General features: G+C 33.3%; 14 protein-coding genes. 7 read left to right on the forward strand and 7 right to left on the reverse strand.

The window, feature by feature from the left end:
* Nucleotides 1-806: 806 nt before the first annotated feature.
* The 6 genes from AAC024_RS07980 to AAC024_RS08005 all read right to left on the reverse strand — a co-directional run bounded on the left by AAC024_RS07980 (nucleotide 807) and on the right by AAC024_RS08005 (nucleotide 5251).
* Nucleotides 807-1268, reverse strand: coding sequence for a hemerythrin domain-containing protein (locus AAC024_RS07980; protein ID WP_339894757.1), 462 nt, complete (start codon nucleotides 1266-1268; stop codon nucleotides 807-809).
* Nucleotides 1258-2451, reverse strand: coding sequence for a hypothetical protein (locus tag AAC024_RS07985; RefSeq protein ID WP_339894758.1), 1194 nt, complete (start codon nucleotides 2449-2451; stop codon nucleotides 1258-1260). The genes AAC024_RS07980 and AAC024_RS07985 overlap by 11 nt, the downstream gene beginning before the upstream one ends.
* A 117-nt stretch (nucleotides 2452-2568) precedes the next feature.
* Nucleotides 2569-3303 (reverse strand): iron-sulfur cluster repair di-iron protein, encoded by a 735-nt coding sequence (gene ric, locus AAC024_RS07990; protein WP_339894759.1) that lies wholly within the window; start codon nucleotides 3301-3303, stop codon nucleotides 2569-2571.
* Between the two features lie 130 nt (nucleotides 3304-3433).
* Nucleotides 3434-3868, reverse strand: coding sequence for an Rrf2 family transcriptional regulator (locus AAC024_RS07995; RefSeq protein WP_339894760.1), 435 nt, complete (start codon nucleotides 3866-3868; stop codon nucleotides 3434-3436).
* Nucleotides 3869-3929: 61 nt separating this feature from the next.
* On the reverse strand, nucleotides 3930-4277 hold the full coding sequence (locus AAC024_RS08000) for a hypothetical protein (RefSeq protein ID WP_339894761.1): 348 nt from the start codon (nucleotides 4275-4277) through the stop codon (nucleotides 3930-3932).
* Nucleotides 4277-5251: a polyprenyl synthetase family protein gene (locus AAC024_RS08005; protein ID WP_339894762.1), complete on the reverse strand. Its 975-nt coding sequence runs from the start codon at nucleotides 5249-5251 to the stop codon at nucleotides 4277-4279. Before AAC024_RS08005 ends, AAC024_RS08000 begins: the two co-directional genes overlap by 1 nt.
* A gap of 123 nt (nucleotides 5252-5374) precedes the next feature.
* Here AAC024_RS08005 and AAC024_RS08010 point away from each other — a divergent pair, with 123 nt between their 5' ends.
* The 5 genes from AAC024_RS08010 (at nucleotide 5375) to AAC024_RS08030 (ending at nucleotide 12568) form a co-directional block, all read left to right on the forward strand.
* The gene (locus AAC024_RS08010; RefSeq protein WP_339894763.1) at nucleotides 5375-5986 is read left to right on the forward strand and encodes a TetR/AcrR family transcriptional regulator; all 612 of its coding nucleotides are present in this window, start codon (nucleotides 5375-5377) and stop codon (nucleotides 5984-5986) included.
* A complete protein-coding gene (locus AAC024_RS08015) occupies nucleotides 5983-7323 on the forward strand; it encodes a TolC family protein (RefSeq protein ID WP_339894764.1) in 1341 nt (446 codons plus the stop codon). The genes AAC024_RS08010 and AAC024_RS08015 overlap by 4 nt, the downstream gene beginning before the upstream one ends.
* Nucleotides 7324-7353: 30 nt before the next feature.
* Nucleotides 7354-7713: a four helix bundle protein gene (locus AAC024_RS08020; protein WP_339894765.1), complete on the forward strand. Its 360-nt coding sequence runs from the start codon at nucleotides 7354-7356 to the stop codon at nucleotides 7711-7713.
* Between the two features lie 28 nt (nucleotides 7714-7741).
* Nucleotides 7742-8911 (forward strand): efflux RND transporter periplasmic adaptor subunit, encoded by a 1170-nt coding sequence (locus tag AAC024_RS08025; RefSeq protein WP_339894766.1) that lies wholly within the window; start codon nucleotides 7742-7744, stop codon nucleotides 8909-8911.
* A gap of 123 nt (nucleotides 8912-9034) precedes the next feature.
* Nucleotides 9035-12568 (forward strand): efflux RND transporter permease subunit, encoded by a 3534-nt coding sequence (locus AAC024_RS08030; protein ID WP_339894767.1) that lies wholly within the window; start codon nucleotides 9035-9037, stop codon nucleotides 12566-12568.
* 207 nt (nucleotides 12569-12775) lie between these two features.
* On the opposite strand, the gene AAC024_RS08035 is transcribed toward AAC024_RS08030, so the two are convergent.
* Nucleotides 12776-15454, reverse strand: coding sequence for a TonB-dependent receptor (locus tag AAC024_RS08035; protein ID WP_339894768.1), 2679 nt, complete (start codon nucleotides 15452-15454; stop codon nucleotides 12776-12778).
* A gap of 289 nt (nucleotides 15455-15743) precedes the next feature.
* Between AAC024_RS08035 and aspS the strand changes: the two genes are divergently transcribed.
* Together aspS and AAC024_RS08045 are read left to right on the forward strand one after the other, a co-directional pair.
* Nucleotides 15744-17498 (forward strand): aspartate--tRNA ligase, encoded by a 1755-nt coding sequence (gene aspS, locus AAC024_RS08040; RefSeq protein ID WP_339894769.1) that lies wholly within the window; start codon nucleotides 15744-15746, stop codon nucleotides 17496-17498.
* Between the two features lie 41 nt (nucleotides 17499-17539).
* Nucleotides 17540-19327, forward strand: coding sequence for a chloride channel protein (locus AAC024_RS08045; protein WP_339894770.1), 1788 nt, complete (start codon nucleotides 17540-17542; stop codon nucleotides 19325-19327).
* The last annotated feature ends 21 nt before the right edge of the window (nucleotides 19328-19348 follow it).

The following is a 19348-nucleotide window of genomic DNA, read 5'->3' on the forward strand; positions in this document are numbered from 1 at the left end:
GTACCTTGTAACCTGAGCTCAACGTAAGAACAAACATAATCTAATGAAAATCTATGACTTATGTTTTAATGTCAGGTTGAGCGCAGTCGAAACCCAAAGAATTTGTCGATTTTAATGACCTTTCGACTGCGCTCAAGGTGACAACCCAATTATTTTGTTGATTTTCACCCTTAAAATGGAGATTTTTATATCGAACTCAGGTTTGTAGGTTTGTTTTGTTGTTTTGTTGTTTTGTTGTTCGTTTTAACCTCTACAAGGTCAAAACAAGACCTTGTAGAGGTCCTATTAATCAGTCATCATTGAAATTCAACTTAGTCCAATTTGGTTATTAGTCAAGCTCAGGTTGGTAACTATTAAAACACATAGCGTAGCCTAAATTCGTTTAATAAACAAGTGGATTATTACCTTTGGTCAACCTGCAAGGTTTTGAGTACCTTGTAACCTGAGCTCAACGTAAGAACAAACATAATCTAATGAAAATCTATTACTTATGTTTTAATGTCAGGTTGAGCGCAGTCGAAACCCAAAGAATTTGTCGATTTTAATGACCTTTCGACTGCGCTCAAGGTGACAACCCAATTATTTTGTTGATTTTCACCCTTAAAATGGAGATTTTTATATCGAACTCAGGTTTGTAGGTTTGTTTTGTTGTTTTGTTGTTTTGTTGTTCGTTTTAACCTCTACAAGGTCAAAACAAGACCTTGTAGAGGTCCTATTAATCAGTCATCATTGAAATTCAACTTAGTCCAATTTGGTTATTAGTCAAGCTCAAGATTGGTAACTATTTAAACATATAATGCAAAAACCTACAGCCAAAACTCATCATCTAGTTTATCTATAAAATCATCGTCTTGATGTATGGCTTCAATTAAAGCCAATTGCGCTTCGGTAGCTACTTTTTGAATTTCTGGAAACAGCACACGTTCTTCAAAACGAATATGCTTATCCAATTCCTCTTCAATTTTGCTTAAGGCTTTAGCTTCATCGTCCGATTCTGTAAATAAACGTTTTAAACGCCTATGGTCTGCCAAGGCTTTTTTAATAAGGTCACTATCTTCATTTAAAATAGTAAAAATATGCGCTTCTTCCATTTCAAAATGAGGAATTAAATGAGTTTCAAAAAACCAATCGGCATAAATTTTTATACGTTTAGTTTCAATGTTTTTGCTAAATCCAGCTCTTATTTTCCATGATAATAGTAATCCATGATGGTGTTCTCTGCTCAGATTTTGTAATGCTTTATGTCTTTTTTGAGGTTTATGATTCATTGGTATTGGTTTTTAAAATATTAATAATAATGCTCCCTATTCCTAAAGGTAAAAACACACTAGAAAGAAACAGAAAAAGATAATAGTTTGGTAATGTACCCTTGTTAAAGTAAAACATACTGCCTTGAAGAATTAAAAACAATTCTGTTAAAGCAAAGCCTAAAACAAACGTATAGATTCCAAAATTTAAGCATGTATTAAATGTAACCCAGCTATTCTGTAAAATGAAACCAAATAAAAACCCCGTGATGACGCCCAACATTAGCAAATGAATAAAACCAATGACAAGATTTCGATGTTGATAAATAACTTGTGAAATTTCAGGAACGAGCGATAATAATTGCGCTCCTATTTTTAAAACCAAACAAAATATTGCGAAAGCATACATGTAAATAGTAAGTTTTGAGTTGTTTTTTAAGAGAATTAACCGGTAAGGTCTTATAAGCTTTAAAAATACAATCAGCGTTAAAAATTGAATAATAACGCCCAATCCGTTAATCCAAAATAAAACGATGTGAGGTGCAAACCAATATATTGGCAAAGCCAATGTTAACACCGTTGATAGGACTAAAAGCACAAAAAACAACCTAAATTGTTTTGAATCTTTAAGTTGTAAAACATGAAAAAACAGAGCGATCACAGCTATTAAAAACCAGCCGTTAAACTGAAAGTGCAAAAAGAATTGTATTGCAATTTGATAAAATGCCGAAGCTTGCCCAAGCATAGACACTGCAGGCCCTAAACTCCAAACTCCAGCAGTAGATAACAACATAAATAGTAATGCCGTTTTTAGTAATCTTCGAGTAACTATTGATTCCGTTTTATGGTGCTTCCAAATAAGAAACACAAAGTAATAACTGCAAAAAATATGTAATGTTGAAAACGCTATTGAAACAGTCGCATAGCCTTGAAACGGAAAACTAAGCATCATACCAACTACAGCAAATTGTGTTAGCCAAAATAACTTAGTGTATATAGGCTTCTTTTCTGGTACAAAATAATGCACAATGAGCACAAAGAGCATTAAGTAAACCCACCCCAACATGGCAATGTGCGAGTGGGCATGCGTTAAAAATCTATAATTAAAGTTAATAGTTCCAATTGATGCATAGCGCAATACCACGCCCATTATTGCAGCAATCAAAAAATTAATTAAGCATGTTACAACAAGTTTCCTTGGCATTTTAATGGCTTTCTAAATAATAAATATAGTTACCTAATATAGAATATTGAAAATTAAAAATTCCAGAAAAGTTGCCCATTCTGGAATTTTAGGATTATTAAAGCTAGAGGCAACGTTTTACCAACCAAATTGTTGCTCTAGCTTTACAGCCTTAGGGAATAAAATATTATTTTCTAAATGTATGTGTAAGTGCAAATCTTTTTCAAATTCATCCAACATAGCATAAGTTACTTTGTAGGTATTACAACCATCTGCTGGCGGATTGTAATTGTTAGAGAGTTCTGCAATTTGTCTAAAACGTTCGCCTTCATTATCGTGTTCTTGCATCATCATCGCAATTGGGTTTTCAACGGTACCAAACTGTGGTGATTGCACTGAGACTTGTTCTAATTTAGCATTCACCATTTTTTTTACAAAAGGGAATAATATTAACTCCTCTTTTTTCATGTGTGCCGCCAACTCGCCTGCTGATGCTGTAAACAGTTCATTTATTTTAAATAATTCTGGATGATTCTCTCCATGCACACTACATAATTTATCTAAAAACTGACGTAATACGGGGATTTTTGCTTCAACGTAGCGATGGTGTTTTTTTTCAATATAATCAATTAATAAATCTAACGGCCACGATTTATAATCTATTGCCTGTTCTCCTTTAGCATTTAAAATGCTATCTAGCTCATCTAATAAAACGTTGCTATCTAGTCCTTTTTTTTCGCAAGCTTCATTAATAGTTCTGTTTCCGTTGCAGCAAAAATCAATTTTATATTTAGAAAAAACAGCTGCTGTTCTATAATCCTCGGCTACAAATTGCCCTATTTGTTTTTCTGAATCTTTTTGTAATGTTACCATAACTAATTATTTATTTCGGATGTTTTTATCCTATTTATATTCAATTTTTTTTGAGTGAAACCCAATTTTCTAAATTGATGTTTGAACTCATCCCAATTTTATATTGGGATCTTTAGATCTCTATTATTAACTAAATCTTTAAAAATGAGGCTCCAGACTTAATGTTTAGTGCCAATTCTTCTAAACTTGTTTCTTCTAGCATGAACTTTAAACCATCTCGGATAGCCTTAAATTTATCGTGTACGGGACACGGGTGAGCTTCATCGCACTTATGTAAACCTAAACCACATTCGTTATAAATTGAATCACCATCAATAGCATTTACAATATGGTTAAGTTTAACCGTTGCTATTTTATTTTTATCAATTTCAAAGCCACCATATGCTCCTTTTACAGAATTAACAATATCATGTTTCACTAATGCCTGCAAAATTTTAGCTGTAAATGCTTGTGGAGAATCTATTTCTATTGCAATCTCTTTTGGGCTAACTAGCTTACCCTCATAAGAATTAATAGCAATAAAAATGGATGCTTTTATACCATACTCACAAGCTTTAGAAAACATATTTGATTTTAATTTAGCACAAATATATCATTTTATTTTAATTAAGACAAATTTATCTTAATTAAAATTGATTTTTATACCAAACTTTTTGCCACTCGCGTTTTAAAATTAAAAAAGCAACATCTTCTGACAGTTTTAAAATATCACTTCCGTCTAACGCTTTAACTTGTTTTTCAGAGACATCAATAATATAAAGGAGATTCAAATATTCGATAAACTTTTCTTGAATGAGTTTATACACCGTTTCATGAAGTATCAGTTTTAAGCTTGATGGTAAGACTTCTTCATGAAAATCTAAATCGATATTAGCTAAAAGAAAATCTTTATTTAGCTGGAGTATTAATTTTTCATATAAATCTAATTGATTCGCTTCTTCAATTAAATCAACAAACGTTGCTGGTAAATTCATTAAACAATTCTATTCATTAAGTGGTCACCAAAAGCCTTCAACAACAATTTTTTATCTTCTAAAATATTTAAAGCATCTAAAACTGTAAATGCTTTATTTGTATAATCTTGAATGGCTTGTTTTGTTGCATCTGCTGAGCCTGTAGAAATAAAGAACTTTTTAGCAACTTCAATTTTAGTATTAATATCCTCAGGATCTGATGAAAATAATTGATGTAAATCCACTTTATCATTATCATTTGAAAACTCTAAAGCTTTTAAAAATAAATAGGTCTTTTTATTCTCGATAATATCGCCTCCTACTTGTTTCCCAAACGTTTTTGGGTCGCCAAAAGCATCTAAATAATCGTCTTGTAATTGAAACGCAATGCCTAAATTTTTACCAAATTCGTAAATACTGTCTTGATCTTTATCTGAAGCATGAGCCACAATAGCACCCATTTTCATGGCAGCTCCAACCAAAACAGCAGTTTTGTACTCAATCATTTTTAAATACTCAGGGATGGTAACATCATTTCTGGTTTCAAAATCAACATCATATTGTTGGCCTTCGCAAACCTCTAGCGCCGTTTTACTAAATAATTTGGCTAAAGCTTGAAATGTAGTAGCGTCATAATTCTCAAAGAGTTGATATGCCATAATTAACATAGCATCACCAGAGAGAATTCCAGTATTTACATCCCACTTTTCATGCACTGTTTTCTCTCCACGGCGCAATGGTGCATCATCCATAATATCATCATGAACTAATGAAAAATTATGAAACACTTCAACACTTAAAGCTGCATTTAATGCTTCTTTATAATCGCCGTTAAAAATATCAGTAGCTAATAATGTTAAAACAGGCCTTAGTCTTTTTCCTCCTAAACCTAATATATAATCAATGGGTTGGTAAAGGCCTTTTGGTTCTTTAAATTTAGAATATTCTTCTAAATATTTTATAAACTCCTCTTGGTATTTTTCTATTGAAAGCATCAAACAAAAATAATGTAATTCATCATATTAAAAAGTATCAAACAAAATTAAGTGTTAAAAAAATTAAAAACTTTGGAAACTTTTTTTGTTTTTAAAGTTTCCATAAGTATATTTGCGCCGAATATGAGAGAAAATATCATACATAAAGCTGCCGTATTATTTTTAACACTAGGGTTTAAAAGTGTTACTATGGATGATATAGCTCATGAAATGGGCATATCGAAAAAAACTATTTATGTGCACTTTCCTAACAAAACTAAACTTGTTGAAGCAGTAACTTTTAATTTGTTTGACACCATTTGTGCCGGTATAGACGATATCTGCGAAAATGTGAGCAACCCAATTGAAGAATTGTATTCAATAAAGATGTTTGTAATGCACCATCTTAAAAATGAGAAATCATCGCCTCAATATCAACTGAAAAAATACTATCCAAAAATTCATACCGAGCTAAAGTATAAACAGTTTGAAAAAATGCACCAATCTGTTCAAGAGAGTTTAGAACATGGTGTAGCCACCGAGGTTTTTAGAAATACTATTGATGTAGATTTTATTTCTAGAATGTATTTCACAGGAATGACAGGTATTAAAGATAATATGTTTTTTCCACCAGAACATTATAAAATGAATTACTTAATGGAAAGTTACTTAGAATATCACTTAAGAGCCATTGTTACTGAAAAAGGACTCCAAATATTAAACAAATTTATAACATCAAATCAATCAGAAAAATGAAGAACAAACTAATTTTAATTTTTAGTTTATTGATTTCTTTTGCAATATTTTCTCAAGAAAACAAACAAAGTTTCTCATTACAAGAAGCTATAGATTATGCATTGGAAAACAACAGAACATCAAAAAACGCTTCGCGCGATATTGATGCGGCCTACAAACAGAAATGGGAAACTATTGCTACTGGTTTGCCCCAACTTAATGCCGGAATCGATTATCAAGATTTTATTAAACAGCAAATACAAGTTATTCCTGCTGATGCTTTTGGTGGCCCAAAAGGTGAACTCGCGGCAATAGAATTTAGTGTGAAACAAAACGTTAATGCTTCGGCCACTTTAAGTCAATTAATTTTTGACGGCTCGTATTTAGTTGGCCTACAATCTGCAAAGGTTTTTTTAGAAATATCTAAGAATGCTAAAATTAAAACGGATTTAGAAGTTAGGAAAGCTGTAATTAATGCTTACGGAAATGTTTTACTAGTTGAAGAGAGTCTGAAAATATTAGAACGAAACAAAACAGCTCTTGAAAAAAATGTTGATGAAATCACTAAAATTTTTGAAAATGGTTTAGAAGAAGAAGAAAGTGTTGAACAATTAAAAATAACCCTTTCTGGAGTAAAAAGTTCTTTAAACAATACACGACGCTTAAAAAAAGTGGCTTATCAAATGTTGAACATGAATCTAGGTATAGATATTGAAAACCCAACGGTTTTAACAGATAATTTAGAAATACTTACAGCGCAAAATTTAAATTTAAACTTTTTAAATACTCCATTTTCCATTGAAAATACAATTGATTACCGAATTGCCGAGAATGATAGAACATCAAAAGAGCTTTTAGTTAAACTTGAAAAAAGCAAAGCCTTACCAACTATGAGCACTTTTTTAAGCGGTGGTTATTTATCCTATAGCGACAATTTTGATTTTTTAAACACAGATCAAAAATATTACGGTTTTGGCGTATTTGGTATCAATTTAAAAATACCCGTTTTTAGCTCGGGCTTGCGGAGTGCGTCAACCCAACGCGCTAAAATTAATTTAGAAAAAGCAAAGGACGACTTAACGGAAACAGAGCAACGGTTAAAACTACAAATTGAAACAGCCAAAAGCGATTACCAATTTTCAATTGAAGAGTATGCCAATAAAAAAGAAAACCTAAACCTTGCAGAACGCATTGAACAAAAAAACCAAACGAAGTTTTTTGAAGGTATTGGCTCTAGTTTTGAATTAAGACAAGCACAAATTCAATTATACACGGCACAGCAAGAATTTTTACAGGCCATGCTTGATGTCATAAATAATAAGGCTGCTTTAGAAACCATTATAAATGAAGTTGATTAGTTTATTTGTTTAAAGTTTAAAAAAGAAAACATGAAACATTTCTCATTTGAAAAATTAACCGTTTGGCAGAAATCTAGAACATTATCTGTTTCAATATATGAAGTAACAAAACCCTTTCCTGATGATGAGCGTTTTGGCTTAATAAGTCAAATGAGGCGGTGTGCTATTTCTATCTCATCTAATATAGCAGAAGGTAGCGGCAGACATTCAGGAAAAGATAAAGCAAGATTTACAGAAATAGCATTTAGTTCAGCTTTAGAACTTTTAAATCAAATTATTATAGCTAACGATTTACAATTTATCTCAAACAAAAATCATGATGTGTTAAGAGATAATATTTCGGAAATAACTGCAATGCTAAACAGCTTGCACAAATCTCAATTAAAATAAACTCATAAACACATAAACTCAATAACTAATGAAAAACATATTCACCCTTTTAATATTCGCTTTACTCATTTTATCTTGTAGTGGCGATAAGAATAAATCTGTTGAAGACATAATTGCAACAGAAAATTTAGAATTAATCCGTAAAAAGAAAACAGAATTAGATGCTTCTGCTAAAGAAATTTCTAATCAGTTAAAACAAATAGAAGCTAAAATTAAAATTTTAGATCCTCAGGAAAAGATCCCATTAATCACAACTTTTGAAGCTAAAGAAACTGTTTTTACGCACTACCTAGAATTACAAGGAAGTGTTAACACCAAGCAAAATATTATTATATACCCAGAGTTTTCGGGTGTTTTAAGTCATCTTTACGTTAAAAAAGGACAACGTGTTAGCAAAGGTCAAATACTTGCCAAAATAGATGATGGTGGTTTAAGCCAACAACTATCACAATTAAAAATTCAAACAGCCTTAGCTAAAACCACTTTTGAGCGTCAGGAGCGTTTATGGAATCAAAAAATAGGTAGTGAAATTCAATTTTTACAAGCGAAAGCAACATCCGAAGCTCAAGAACAAGCCGTAAGTCAATTACAAAATCAAGTTTCAAAAACAGTTGTTCGTGCACCTTTTGGTGGTACTATTGATGATGTTATTTCAGAACAAGGTTCCGTTATAGTACCAGGGCAATCTGCACTATTTAGAATTGTAAATCTTCAAGATATGTATATTGAAACAGATGTTCCAGAGCGCTATATATCTGAAGTTGTTACTGGTAAAGATGTACAAGTAGATTTTCCAGTACTTAATAAACAAATGACCGCTAAAGTACGTCAAGCCGGAAATTTTATTAATCCAGCAAACCGAACTTTTAAAATAGAAGTTGGTGTTGCTAATAAAGAAAAGCTGATAAAACCAAACTTAACAGCTAGACTTAAAATTAACGATTACACAAACAATAAAGCTATTTTAATTCCGCAAAGTATCATTTCTGAAAATGCAAACGGCGAACAATATGTTTATACCGTTTCGGATAAAGTTGAAAACAAAGGAAAAGCAAAACGTGTTATTATTGAAACAGGTAGAACACAAGGTGATAATATAGAAGTAACTTCTGGTTTAGAAAACGGTAGCGAAATTATAAAAGAAGGAGCACGTAGTGTAAAAGACGGGCAAGATGTAAAAATTCTTGAAGTTGAATAGCTTGTCATTCCTGCGAAGGCAGGAATCCACTTTTAGAATAGCTTAAGTTAAAAAAATGACCCCTTCGATGAAGACTGTGCTGAGCGCAGATGAAATACTCTGGGTGACAAAAAATAATCAATCATGACAAAAGATTTAAAAAATAAAAAAGTAAATAAAGAATTTTCGCTATCATCATGGGCTATTAACAATAAAACCACCATGTATGTATTAATTGCGGTAATTCTTTTCTTAGGCGCTGGAGCTTATTTTAGTATGCCTCGTGAGAGCTTTCCGGAAATTAAAGAAACCAAAATTTACATAAGCTCTGTTTACCCAGGAAACACCGCGGAAGATATAGAGAAACTCATTACAGACCCCATTGAAGATAAACTTAAAACGGTAAGTAATGTTGTTGAAATTACCTCAACCTCTCAAGAAGATTACTCCATAGTTATTGTTGAATTTGATGAAGATATTAGTGTTGAAGCAGCTAAACAGAAAGTTAAGGATGAAGTAGATTCGGAAACCTCAAGTGAAGATTGGCCAACCTTCAATGGTGCCAAAGTAGAGCCTAATATTTTCGATTTAAGTATGTCTGAAGAAATCCCTATTCTCAACATAAATATTTCTGGAAATTACCCAGTAGATAAGTTGAAAGAATACGGTGAATATCTGGAAGATGAAATTGAAGGGCTTCAAGAAATTAAACAAGTAGATATTCGTGGTGCACAAGAAAAAGAAGTTGAAGTAGCTGTGGATATTTATAAAATGATGGCTGCTCAAGTAAGTTTTGATGACATCATTAATACTATAAGCAGAGAAAATTTGACGATGTCTGCGGGTAATTTAATATCTAGCGGACAACGAAGAACCATAAGAATTATAGGTGAAATAGAAGACCCCGAAGAACTTGAAAGTTTTGTTGTAAAGTCTGAAAACAACAATGCTATCTACCTTAGAGATGTTGCTAAAGTTACTTTCAAGGATGAAGACAAAACCACTTACGCCAGAGAATTTGGAGCACCCGTAGTGATGTTAGACGTTAAAAAACGAGCAGGAAAAAACATGGTAGCGGCGGCAGAACAGATTCAGATTATTGTTAAAGATGCCATAAAAAATAAATTTCCGCCAGATTTAAAAGTCACTATTGCTAACGATCAGTCTTCAAAAACCATTGGGCAAGTAGATGATTTAGTTAATAACATCATCTTCGGTATCATTCTGGTTGTAACCGTTTTAATGTTCTTCTTAGGATTTAAAAATGCCTTATTTGTTGGTTTTGCAATACCCATGTCTATGTTTATGTCGCTCATGATATTGAACTATTTGGGTTATACCATGAACACTATGATTCTCTTTGGATTAATTATGGGACTTGGTATGTTAGTAGATAATGGCATTGTAGTGGTAGAAAATGTCTATAGATTAATGAGTGAAGAAGGATTGAGTCGTATTGAAGCTGCCAAAAAAGGCATTGGTGAAATTGCATTCCCTATTATTATTTCTACTGCAACAACGGTAGCTGCTTTTATCCCGTTAGGTTTATGGCCTGGAGTTATGGGTCAGTTTATGATTTATTTCCCAATAACGCTATCTGTTGTTTTAGGCTCGTCATTATTTGTTGCCATTTTCTTTAACTCGGTAATGGTTTCTCAGTTTATGACTACTGAAGATAAGAACATGCCGCTAAAACAAATCATTAAAATTTCAGCTATTATTGGAAGTATTGGTTTATTGATTTTAATTTTTGGTGGAGCCTATAGAGGCTTAGGAAGCTTAATGATAGTAACTGTTGGTTTATTATGGATATATAGATTATTCCTAAGAAAATGGTCCAACAGCTTTCAAAATAATATTTTACCTCGATGGGAACGTTTTTATGAAAAATCACTTCGTTTTGCGTTAAGTGGAAAAAAACCCGCAGTAATTACTATTGGAACGTTTGTGTTACTTATTATTGCTTTTATGGGCTTTGGAGCATCCGTTGAAAGTCAGCGTACAAAAGTGGAATTCTTTCCAGACAACACACCTAATCAAATTATAGCTTATATAGAATATCCCGAAGGTACCGATATTAAAAAGACCAATGCCATTACCAAAGATATTGAAGAACGCGTTTACAGCATTATAAACGATGCCGCTTATATAGACGATTCAGGTTTTAATTTCTTAACAGAAAGTGCGGTTTCGCAAGTTGGTGAGGGTGCGGGTAATCCACAAACCGATGGTGGCTCTGCTGCCGAAATGCCACATCGTGGAAAAATTACGGCCACAATGCGTGAATATAAATTCAGAGAAGGCGCCGATAGTCAAGCGCTTCTTAAAAAAGTACAAGAAGCTTTAAAAGATGTATATCCTGGTGTTGCTATTTCAGTTGAAAAAGATGCCGTTGGTCCTCCTGCTGGATATCCAATAAATGTTGAATTAGAAGGTGAAGATTATTCTGAATTGATTGCTACTGCTGAAAAAATGCGCGATTTTATCAACTCTAAAAATGTTGAAGGAATTGATGAATTAAAAATTGACGTAAATAAATCAAAACCATCCATGCAAGTTTTGGTTGATAGAAAAAAGGCTGGAGAATTAGGTGTAACCTCGGGTCAGGTTGGACAACAATTACGTAATTCAATTTTTGGAGCAAAAGCAGGTGTTTACAAAGAGGATGGTGAAGATTATGATATTTATGTGCGTTTTAACGAAGAAAATAGATACAATACCAATGCTATTTTTAATCAGAAGATCACGTTTAGAGATTTGGCTTCAGGACAGATAAAAGAGATTCCTGTTTCAACCGTTGCTAAACAATCTAATAACTCTGGTTTCAGTGCCATAAAACATAAAGATGTTAAGCGTGTTGTAACCCTTTATTCTGCTTTAGCTCCAGGATTTACTGATGCGGGCGCCATTGTTTCTAAGATTCAACACGAAATGCAAAGTTTTACTGAAAAACCAGATGACGTAAAAATTGACTACACCGGTCAAATTGAAGAACAAAACAAACAAATGGCATTCTTAATGGGAGCATTCTTTACTGGTTTGGGTTTAATTTTCTTCATTTTAATTTTCCAATTTAATTCTGTCTCAAAGCCCGGTATTATCATGCTAGCTATTTTCTTGAGTCTAATTGGTGTCTTTGGAGGTATCGTTGCAACAGGTAGTTCATTTGTTATTATTATGACCATGATGGGGATTATTTCCTTAGCTGGTATTGTGGTGAATAATGGTGTGGTGCTTTTAGATTATACACAGCTATTAATTGACAGGCAAAAAGTTAAACACGATTTAGAAGATAATCAATATTTAGGAAGAAACAATCTTATAGAGGCCATTGTAAAAGGTGGAAAAGCGCGTTTACGTCCAGTTTTATTAACGGCAATTACAACCATTTTAGGATTAATTCCTTTAGCTACAGGTTTAAATATTAACTTCTTTACATTATTTAGTGAATTTGATGCTAATATCTACATGGGTGGAGATAATGTTATTTTCTGGGGCCCTTTAGCTTGGACTGTTATTTACGGTTTGTTTATAGCAACCTTCCTAACATTAATTGTAGTACCCATTTTATTTTATCTTGTCACCAAATTCAAAATGTGGTTATATAAAGATAGAGTCTCAACTCATAAAGAATTGGTTCCTCAAAAAATCTTCAATATGGATAAACATATAGATTAATTCGAAAATAAATTCCTCGATTTTTAATCGAGGTTTCAGCTAAATTTGTCATTCTCACGAATGCGGGAATCCAATACGGGATAAAACACCTTGAGTCAAGTTGTTTTAAAAAGATCCTTTTGTTCTTAGACCAAAAGGATTAGTGAATCAAGAAAAAAAGCCCCAACACTTGTTGAGGCTTTTTGATTTAAAATGATATTGAATTAATTAAAACGAATAGTTTATTCCAATACTAAAGTTTGTTCCTAATTGACCTAATTGTTGTACTTCAGATGAGTAAACAAATCTACTACCTGCCTGTGCAGTTCCGGTAGAGGCTTTAGTGACGTCTGGGTAAACATCAAAAATATTATTTATAATACCTGTTAAACTTAATTGATTAGTAAAGTTATAAGTTAAACTTAAATCAGTAGCTGTTTTAGAAGATAACTCTTGATCAATACCAGCAGCCGTTTCTACACCATTAACTGTTCCTCCACTAGGAGCGGTAACAGTAACTTTACCAAACATGGTGTTGTATAGACCAATATTAACTTTTTCTGATACATAATCTAAACCTAAAATAACTTTAGATTTTGGTCTTGCACTTGTAATTAATCCTTTTTCTTCACGAGCAAAAATATTATACCCTTCATTAGCTAATGCATCTGGCGTATTAATTGTTGAAATAGTTGTTTTATTAAAGTTAGCAGCCAAATTAGCATGTAATTTACCAGAACCCAAATCCATATTTCTATAATTTAAAACGAAATCGGCTCCAGTAGTTTTAGTATCTCCTGCGTTTATAAAAAACTGTACTGCAACCACACCATTATCTTGAAGAATTTGCTCTACAGGATTCGTTGTAGTGTCATCAGAATCAGAACCAATTTGAGAAGAAAACAATACACGGTCATCAACCTTAATTTGATAAAAATCTAAGGATGCTGAAAAATTTCTATCAAACTTATAAGTAATCCCTGCAGCTATATTTTTTGATGTTTCAGCAAACAATTCTGGAACTCCTAAAGCTTGAACTGCTGGGTCATTATTTGCTAAAGTTCTTTGTAACAATGGTTGTGGCGAACTAGCAACAATAATATATTGGGTGTTTGTTAAGTAACGCTGGTGTAATGTTGGTGCTCTAAAACCTGTACTATACGATGCTCTTAAAGCTCCTTTATCTCCTAATTTTTGACGACCAAATACTTTCCAAGAGAAATTATCTCCAAAATCTGAAAAATCTTCATACCGTCCAGCAGCTCCTAATAATAAATCGTCAGATATATCAAAATCTAAACCTGCATAAGCTGCGAAGTTATTTCTATCCCATTCACCAGCTTCTCCTGGCGTAATACCAGCAAATGAATCTGATCCTGCAGGAAGTCCAGAAGTTGAACTAGCTCCATAATAAGATAATGGGTTCCCTTGTCTAGCTTCAAATTTTTCTTTCTTATACTCAAATCCAAAAGAAGCACTCACAACATCAGAAAACACTTTAGAGAAGTCTAAATTCCCAACCACATTGCTTAGGCTGTAACCCCCTGGATTAAAAGTTGTAGGTGATGTTCCTGTATCTGAAAGATAACTTCTATTTACAGAATTATTTACAGTATAATCTACACTGTTTTTACCAAAAGTAACACTTGCATCAGCTTTCCAATCATCTCCTAAATCCATTTTAATTCCTGCTGCATTAAGGTTATCTTTAATTCTAGCTTCAAAAGTTGGTTGATATCCTTCAAAATCTTCAGGTGATGTTAAAAAACCCGAACTTTCTACATCGCCTCTCCAATATGGTGCTCTGTAATAGGCAAAACTACGTCCAGTTCTTAATGTATATCCATGGAAAGAATAAAATTCAGAATTTTCTCCTACGGGGTGAGACATATTGACAAATATGTCCCCCTTTTCTAAATCTGGTTGTCCTACCTTCATTCCTAACTGAGGATTGTTAGTTGCCCAATCTACCCAATTTTGTTGTGGGTTAGCTGGTAAATCTGATACACCTGGCGAACCAGCTCTATTTGTGAATTTTTGATTGTAATATCCTAAAGTTAGGTTTATAAATCCACCATCTCCAAAACCAAATGTTGTATTAAAGTCTGTAGCAAAATTAAATCCATCGCCTTCAGAAGTAACACCGCTTTTAGTAGTAAATGTTGAAAACTCTGCATCTTTTTTCAAGACCATATTAATTACACCTGCTATGGCATCAGATCCATATTGTGCAGATGCTCCATCACGCAAAATCTCTATGCGCTCTATAGCTGCTGTTGGAATACTTTTTAAATCAATTCCAACTTCACCTTTTCCAGGTGTTCTATTTAAAAACACTTGTGCACTTTGGTTTTTACGTTTCCCGTTTACTAAAACTAAGGTTCTACTTGGACCTAATCCACGCAAATCTGCTGGATCGTAATGTGCTGTTGCATCAGAAATGGCTTGATTTTGCGCATTGAATGATGGCACTTTAAAAGTTAACATCGCCTCAATGGTTGGTTGTCCACCACTTGTTAGCTCTTGTACACTAATGTTATCTATTGGTACAGGAGAATCTAAAATAGTTCTTGGTTTAGCCCTATTTCCTAGAAGCACAACCTCATCAAGCGCCACGCCCGATTGTAAAGTAACATTTAATGTATTGCCTGATACAGCAATTTCTTGAGCTTCATAACCTACATAAGAAAAAACAAGGATATCTCCATTGTTTGCTTTTAAGGTGTAATTACCATCAAAATCGGTTGTAGTTCCTGTCGCAGTTCCTTTAACAACTACTGAAACGCCAGGTATAGGTTGCGATGTATCATCAGTAACAGTACCTGAAACATTTTGACCCAAGATTAGATTAGACATTCCTAAGAACATTAAAAAAACCATTGGTTTTAAATGAAATAATTTTCTCATAATATTGTTTTAGTTTTAAATTAGTTGGTGCTAATATATGCATATTATCGATTTGAGTCATTATAATTATTTAAAATGTTATGCTTGCATACAATATTCTGTTAAAAAAAAGTATCAAATTTTGCTATATTCTCAAATAATAATGTCTGATATTATCATTTTCACAAAGACTCACGAAGCATTTCTAAATCAAGCACCTTGTACCAAATTTGTCCTTAAACTAAAAAAACAATTTTAAAAATTAATACTCTGCTGTATTTCCTTAAATTTGCAAATCTAATATTATAATATGTACAGAAGTCATAATTGTGGTGAGTTAAGAGCTGCAAATATAAATACAGAAGTTACCCTAGCAGGTTGGGTGCAAAAGTCTAGAGATAAAGGATTTATTGTTTGGGTAGATTTGCGCGATCGCTACGGTATTACACAATTAGTATTTGATGAAGAACGTACTTCTAAAGACCTAATAGAGCAAGCTCAAAATTTAGGACGTGAATTTGTAATTCAAGTTAAGGGCGCGGTAATTGAACGTGCTTCAAAAAACCCAAATATTCCTACAGGCAATATAGAAATTTTAGTTTCAGAATTAACAATTTTAAATGAAGCTTTACTTCCACCTTTCACTATTGAAGACAAAACGGATGGTGGTGAAGATATAAGGATGAAATATCGCTACTTAGATATTCGTCGTAACCCTGTAAAAAACAACTTAATATTTAGGCATAAAGTTACTCAAGCGGTTAGAAATTATTTATCAAAAGAAGGTTTTATTGAAGTTGAAACACCTTATTTGATTAAATCTACACCAGAAGGAGCAAGAGATTTTGTGGTACCGTCAAGAATGAACGCAGGTCAATTTTATGCGCTTCCGCAATCTCCTCAAACTTTTAAGCAGCTGCTTATGGTAGGTGGTATGGACAAATACTTTCAAATTGTAAAGTGTTTTAGAGATGAAGATTTACGTGCCGATAGACAACCAGAATTCACACAAATAGACTGTGAAATGGCATTTATCGAGCAGGAAGATATATTAAATGCTTTTGAAGGCTTAACGCGTCATTTACTAAAAGAAGTGAACGGTGTAGAGGTAGAAAGGTTTCCAAGAATATTATATGACGATGCCATGCGCTTATACGGAAACGACAAACCAGACATTCGCTTTGGAATGGAGTTTGGCGAATTAAACGGCGTTACTCAACATAAAGATTTTGGTGTTTTTAATAATGCTGAATTGGTAATTGGTATTGCAGTTTCTGGAGGAAATCGTTATACAAGGAAGGAAATAGATAAATTAATCGATTGGGTAAAGCGGCCTCAAGTTGGTGCTTTAGGCATGATATATTGCCGTTGTAATGATGATGGTTCTTTTAAATCTTCCGTAGATAAATTTTACAATCAAGAGGATTTAGCAAAATGGGCAGAAGTTACTGGCGCTAAAAAAGGTGATTTAATTTATGTACTTTCTGGTGATAAAAATAAAGCACGAGCCCAATTAAGTGCGTTACGTATGGAATTAGCAGAACGTTTAGGGTTAAGAGATCCAAAAACATTCGCACCACTTTGGGTAATGGATTTTCCATTATTAGAATGGGATGAAAAAACCGAGCGTTATCATGCCATGCACCATCCATTTACATCACCAAAACCAGGACAATTAGAGTTATTAAAAACTAATCCAGGCGATGTAAAAGCCAATGCTTACGATTTGGTGTTGAACGGAAACGAAATTGGTGGTGGTTCCATAAGAATTCACGATAGAGAAACCCAAGCTTTAATGTTTGATTATTTAGGCTTTACGCCTGAAGAAGCCGAAGCACAGTTTGGTTTTTTAATGGATGCCTTTCAATATGGCGCTCCACCACATGGTGGTTTAGCTTTTGGATTAGATAGATTAGTTGCTATTTTAGGTGGACAAGAAACTATTAGAGACTTTATAGCATTTCCTAAAAATAATTCTGGTCGCGATGTGATGATTGACGCACCTGCACCAATTGATGATGAACAATTAACAGAATTAAGTTTAAAACTTAATTTAAAATCATAAAAAAATCCTGCAATAGCGGGATTTTTTGTTAGTTTTATAACATGCCTTCAACCACTAAAAAACTATTACGTCAATTTCTAATCTGGAAATATAAACATATTTCAGAGCGTCAATTTGTTTATATACTTAGTATTTTAGTTGGTTTTCTAGCTGGTTTAGGGACCGTTTTACTAAAAAACTTAACACATTATATTCGACTGCTTTTTGAATTAGATTTTTTTAACAATTACCAAAATTCGTTGTATTTCATTTTCCCAATGATAGGGCTGTTTTTGGTTTATGTTATTAAACAAATATGGTTAAAAAAGCATATAGGTCATGGCATTTCATCAACACTTTATGCCATTTCTAAATTAGGAGGTATCATTCCTCGTTATAATATTTATGCTGCTTTAATTACAGCACCATTAACTGCTGGTTTTGGTGGATCTGTAGGGCTACAAGGTCCTGCGGTTAGTGTCGGTGCTGCATTAGGCTCCAATGCGGCTCGATTGTTTCACATGAATACCAAGACACGAATGCTCCTAATAGGCTGTGCGGCGGCTGGGGCTATGGCATCCATGTTTAAAGCACCCATTGCAGCCATTATATTTGCTATTGAAATTTTTAGTCTTGATATTGCCTTCGCCTCATTAGTACCACTTTTATTAGCATCTGTTTCTGCTGTTGTAACATCATATATGTTTTTAGGAACCGATGTTTTACTTCGATTTGAACTAACAGATAAATTTGAAATTAACGATATTGCATTTTATATGCTTTTAGCACTTGTAACAGGTCTAGCATCGGTATACTTTTCAAAAGTATTTTTCGCTATAACCAATTTCTTTAAGCAATTTAAAAGTAGAGCACTGCGGTTATTAATAGGTGGAGTTGCTATTGGTAGCATGCTATATTTTATTCCCCCACTTTACGGTGAGGGTTATGGCCTTATGAATAACCTTTTAAAAGGCGATCATCTAGCAGCAATCGGCACCACACCTTTCGATTTAGATTTATCTAATATCTGGATAGTCATTGGACTTTTACTAGGCATCGGGATATTTAAAGCTATTGCCATGACCACCACTTTCGGAGCAGGAGGTGTTGGCGGTGTATTCATTCCAACATTGGTTATGGGAAATGTATTAGGTAATGCATTTGCTAAAATTATCAATAATATAGGCTTAGATTTTCACGTTTCCGAATCCAATTTCACCCTTATTGGTATGACTGGGCTCATGGCTGGTGTACTGCATGCGCCCTTAACCGCTATTTTTCTTATTGCAGAAATTACTGGTGGCTACGAGCTATTTGTTCCATTAATGATAGTGTCAGCTATTTCGTTTGCCATAACTAAATACTACGTGTCATATTCCATTTATACACTTAAACTTGCTGAACGCGGCGAATTGATGACACACGATAAAGACCAAAACGTGCTTATGGTTTTAGATATTGATAAAGTTATTGAAACCAACTTTATTATTTTAAAACCAGACATGAAGCTTGGTGATATCCTAAAAAAAGCCGTTGCAAAATCCTCTAGAAATCATTTCCCTGTGGTAAATGACGCGAATGAATTTCTAGGTGTTATTCGTTTAGATGATATTAGGCATATTATGTTTAATACTGATTTATATGATAAAGTAAACGCATCGAGCCTTATGCATGCCGATGCCGGTATTATTGATTATGATAAAGATTCCATGAACAATATTATGGATAAATTTAAAACCAGTGGCGCATGGAATTTACCAGTAATTAAAAGCGGCAAATACTATGGTTATATTTCAAAATCTAAATTATTAACTGCCTATAGACGACAATTAATTAAATTTACCAACTAAAGCCTATAATCGGCATTTAAT

The organism is uncultured Algibacter sp., from assembly GCF_963976535.1.
GTDB lineage: Bacteria > Bacteroidota > Bacteroidia > Flavobacteriales > Flavobacteriaceae > Algibacter_B.

Bases quoted from the DNA above. Each gene is read 5' to 3' on its own strand.
- AAC024_RS07985 (WP_339894758.1), bottom strand. From the start codon at position 2,451: ATGCCAAGGAAACTTGTTGTAACATGCTTAATTAATTTTTTGATTGCT.
- AAC024_RS07995 (WP_339894760.1), bottom strand. From the start codon at position 3,868: ATGTTTTCTAAAGCTTGTGAGTATGGTATAAAAGCATCCATTTTTATT.
- AAC024_RS08010 (WP_339894763.1), top strand. From the start codon at position 5,375: ATGAGAGAAAATATCATACATAAAGCTGCCGTATTATTTTTAACACTA.
- AAC024_RS08000 (WP_339894761.1), bottom strand. From the start codon at position 4,277: ATGAATTTACCAGCAACGTTTGTTGATTTAATTGAAGAAGCGAATCAA.
- aspS (WP_339894769.1), top strand. From the start codon at position 15,744: ATGTACAGAAGTCATAATTGTGGTGAGTTAAGAGCTGCAAATATAAAT.
- AAC024_RS08035 (WP_339894768.1), bottom strand. From the start codon at position 15,454: ATGAGAAAATTATTTCATTTAAAACCAATGGTTTTTTTAATGTTCTTA.
- AAC024_RS08005 (WP_339894762.1), bottom strand. From the start codon at position 5,251: ATGCTTTCAATAGAAAAATACCAAGAGGAGTTTATAAAATATTTAGAA.
- AAC024_RS08020 (WP_339894765.1), top strand. From the start codon at position 7,354: ATGAAACATTTCTCATTTGAAAAATTAACCGTTTGGCAGAAATCTAGA.
- AAC024_RS08045 (WP_339894770.1), top strand. From the start codon at position 17,540: ATGCCTTCAACCACTAAAAAACTATTACGTCAATTTCTAATCTGGAAA.
- AAC024_RS08030 (WP_339894767.1), top strand. From the start codon at position 9,035: ATGACAAAAGATTTAAAAAATAAAAAAGTAAATAAAGAATTTTCGCTA.
- ric (WP_339894759.1), bottom strand. From the start codon at position 3,303: ATGGTAACATTACAAAAAGATTCAGAAAAACAAATAGGGCAATTTGTA.
- AAC024_RS08015 (WP_339894764.1), top strand. From the start codon at position 5,983: ATGAAGAACAAACTAATTTTAATTTTTAGTTTATTGATTTCTTTTGCA.
- AAC024_RS07980 (WP_339894757.1), bottom strand. From the start codon at position 1,268: ATGAATCATAAACCTCAAAAAAGACATAAAGCATTACAAAATCTGAGC.
- AAC024_RS08025 (WP_339894766.1), top strand. From the start codon at position 7,742: ATGAAAAACATATTCACCCTTTTAATATTCGCTTTACTCATTTTATCT.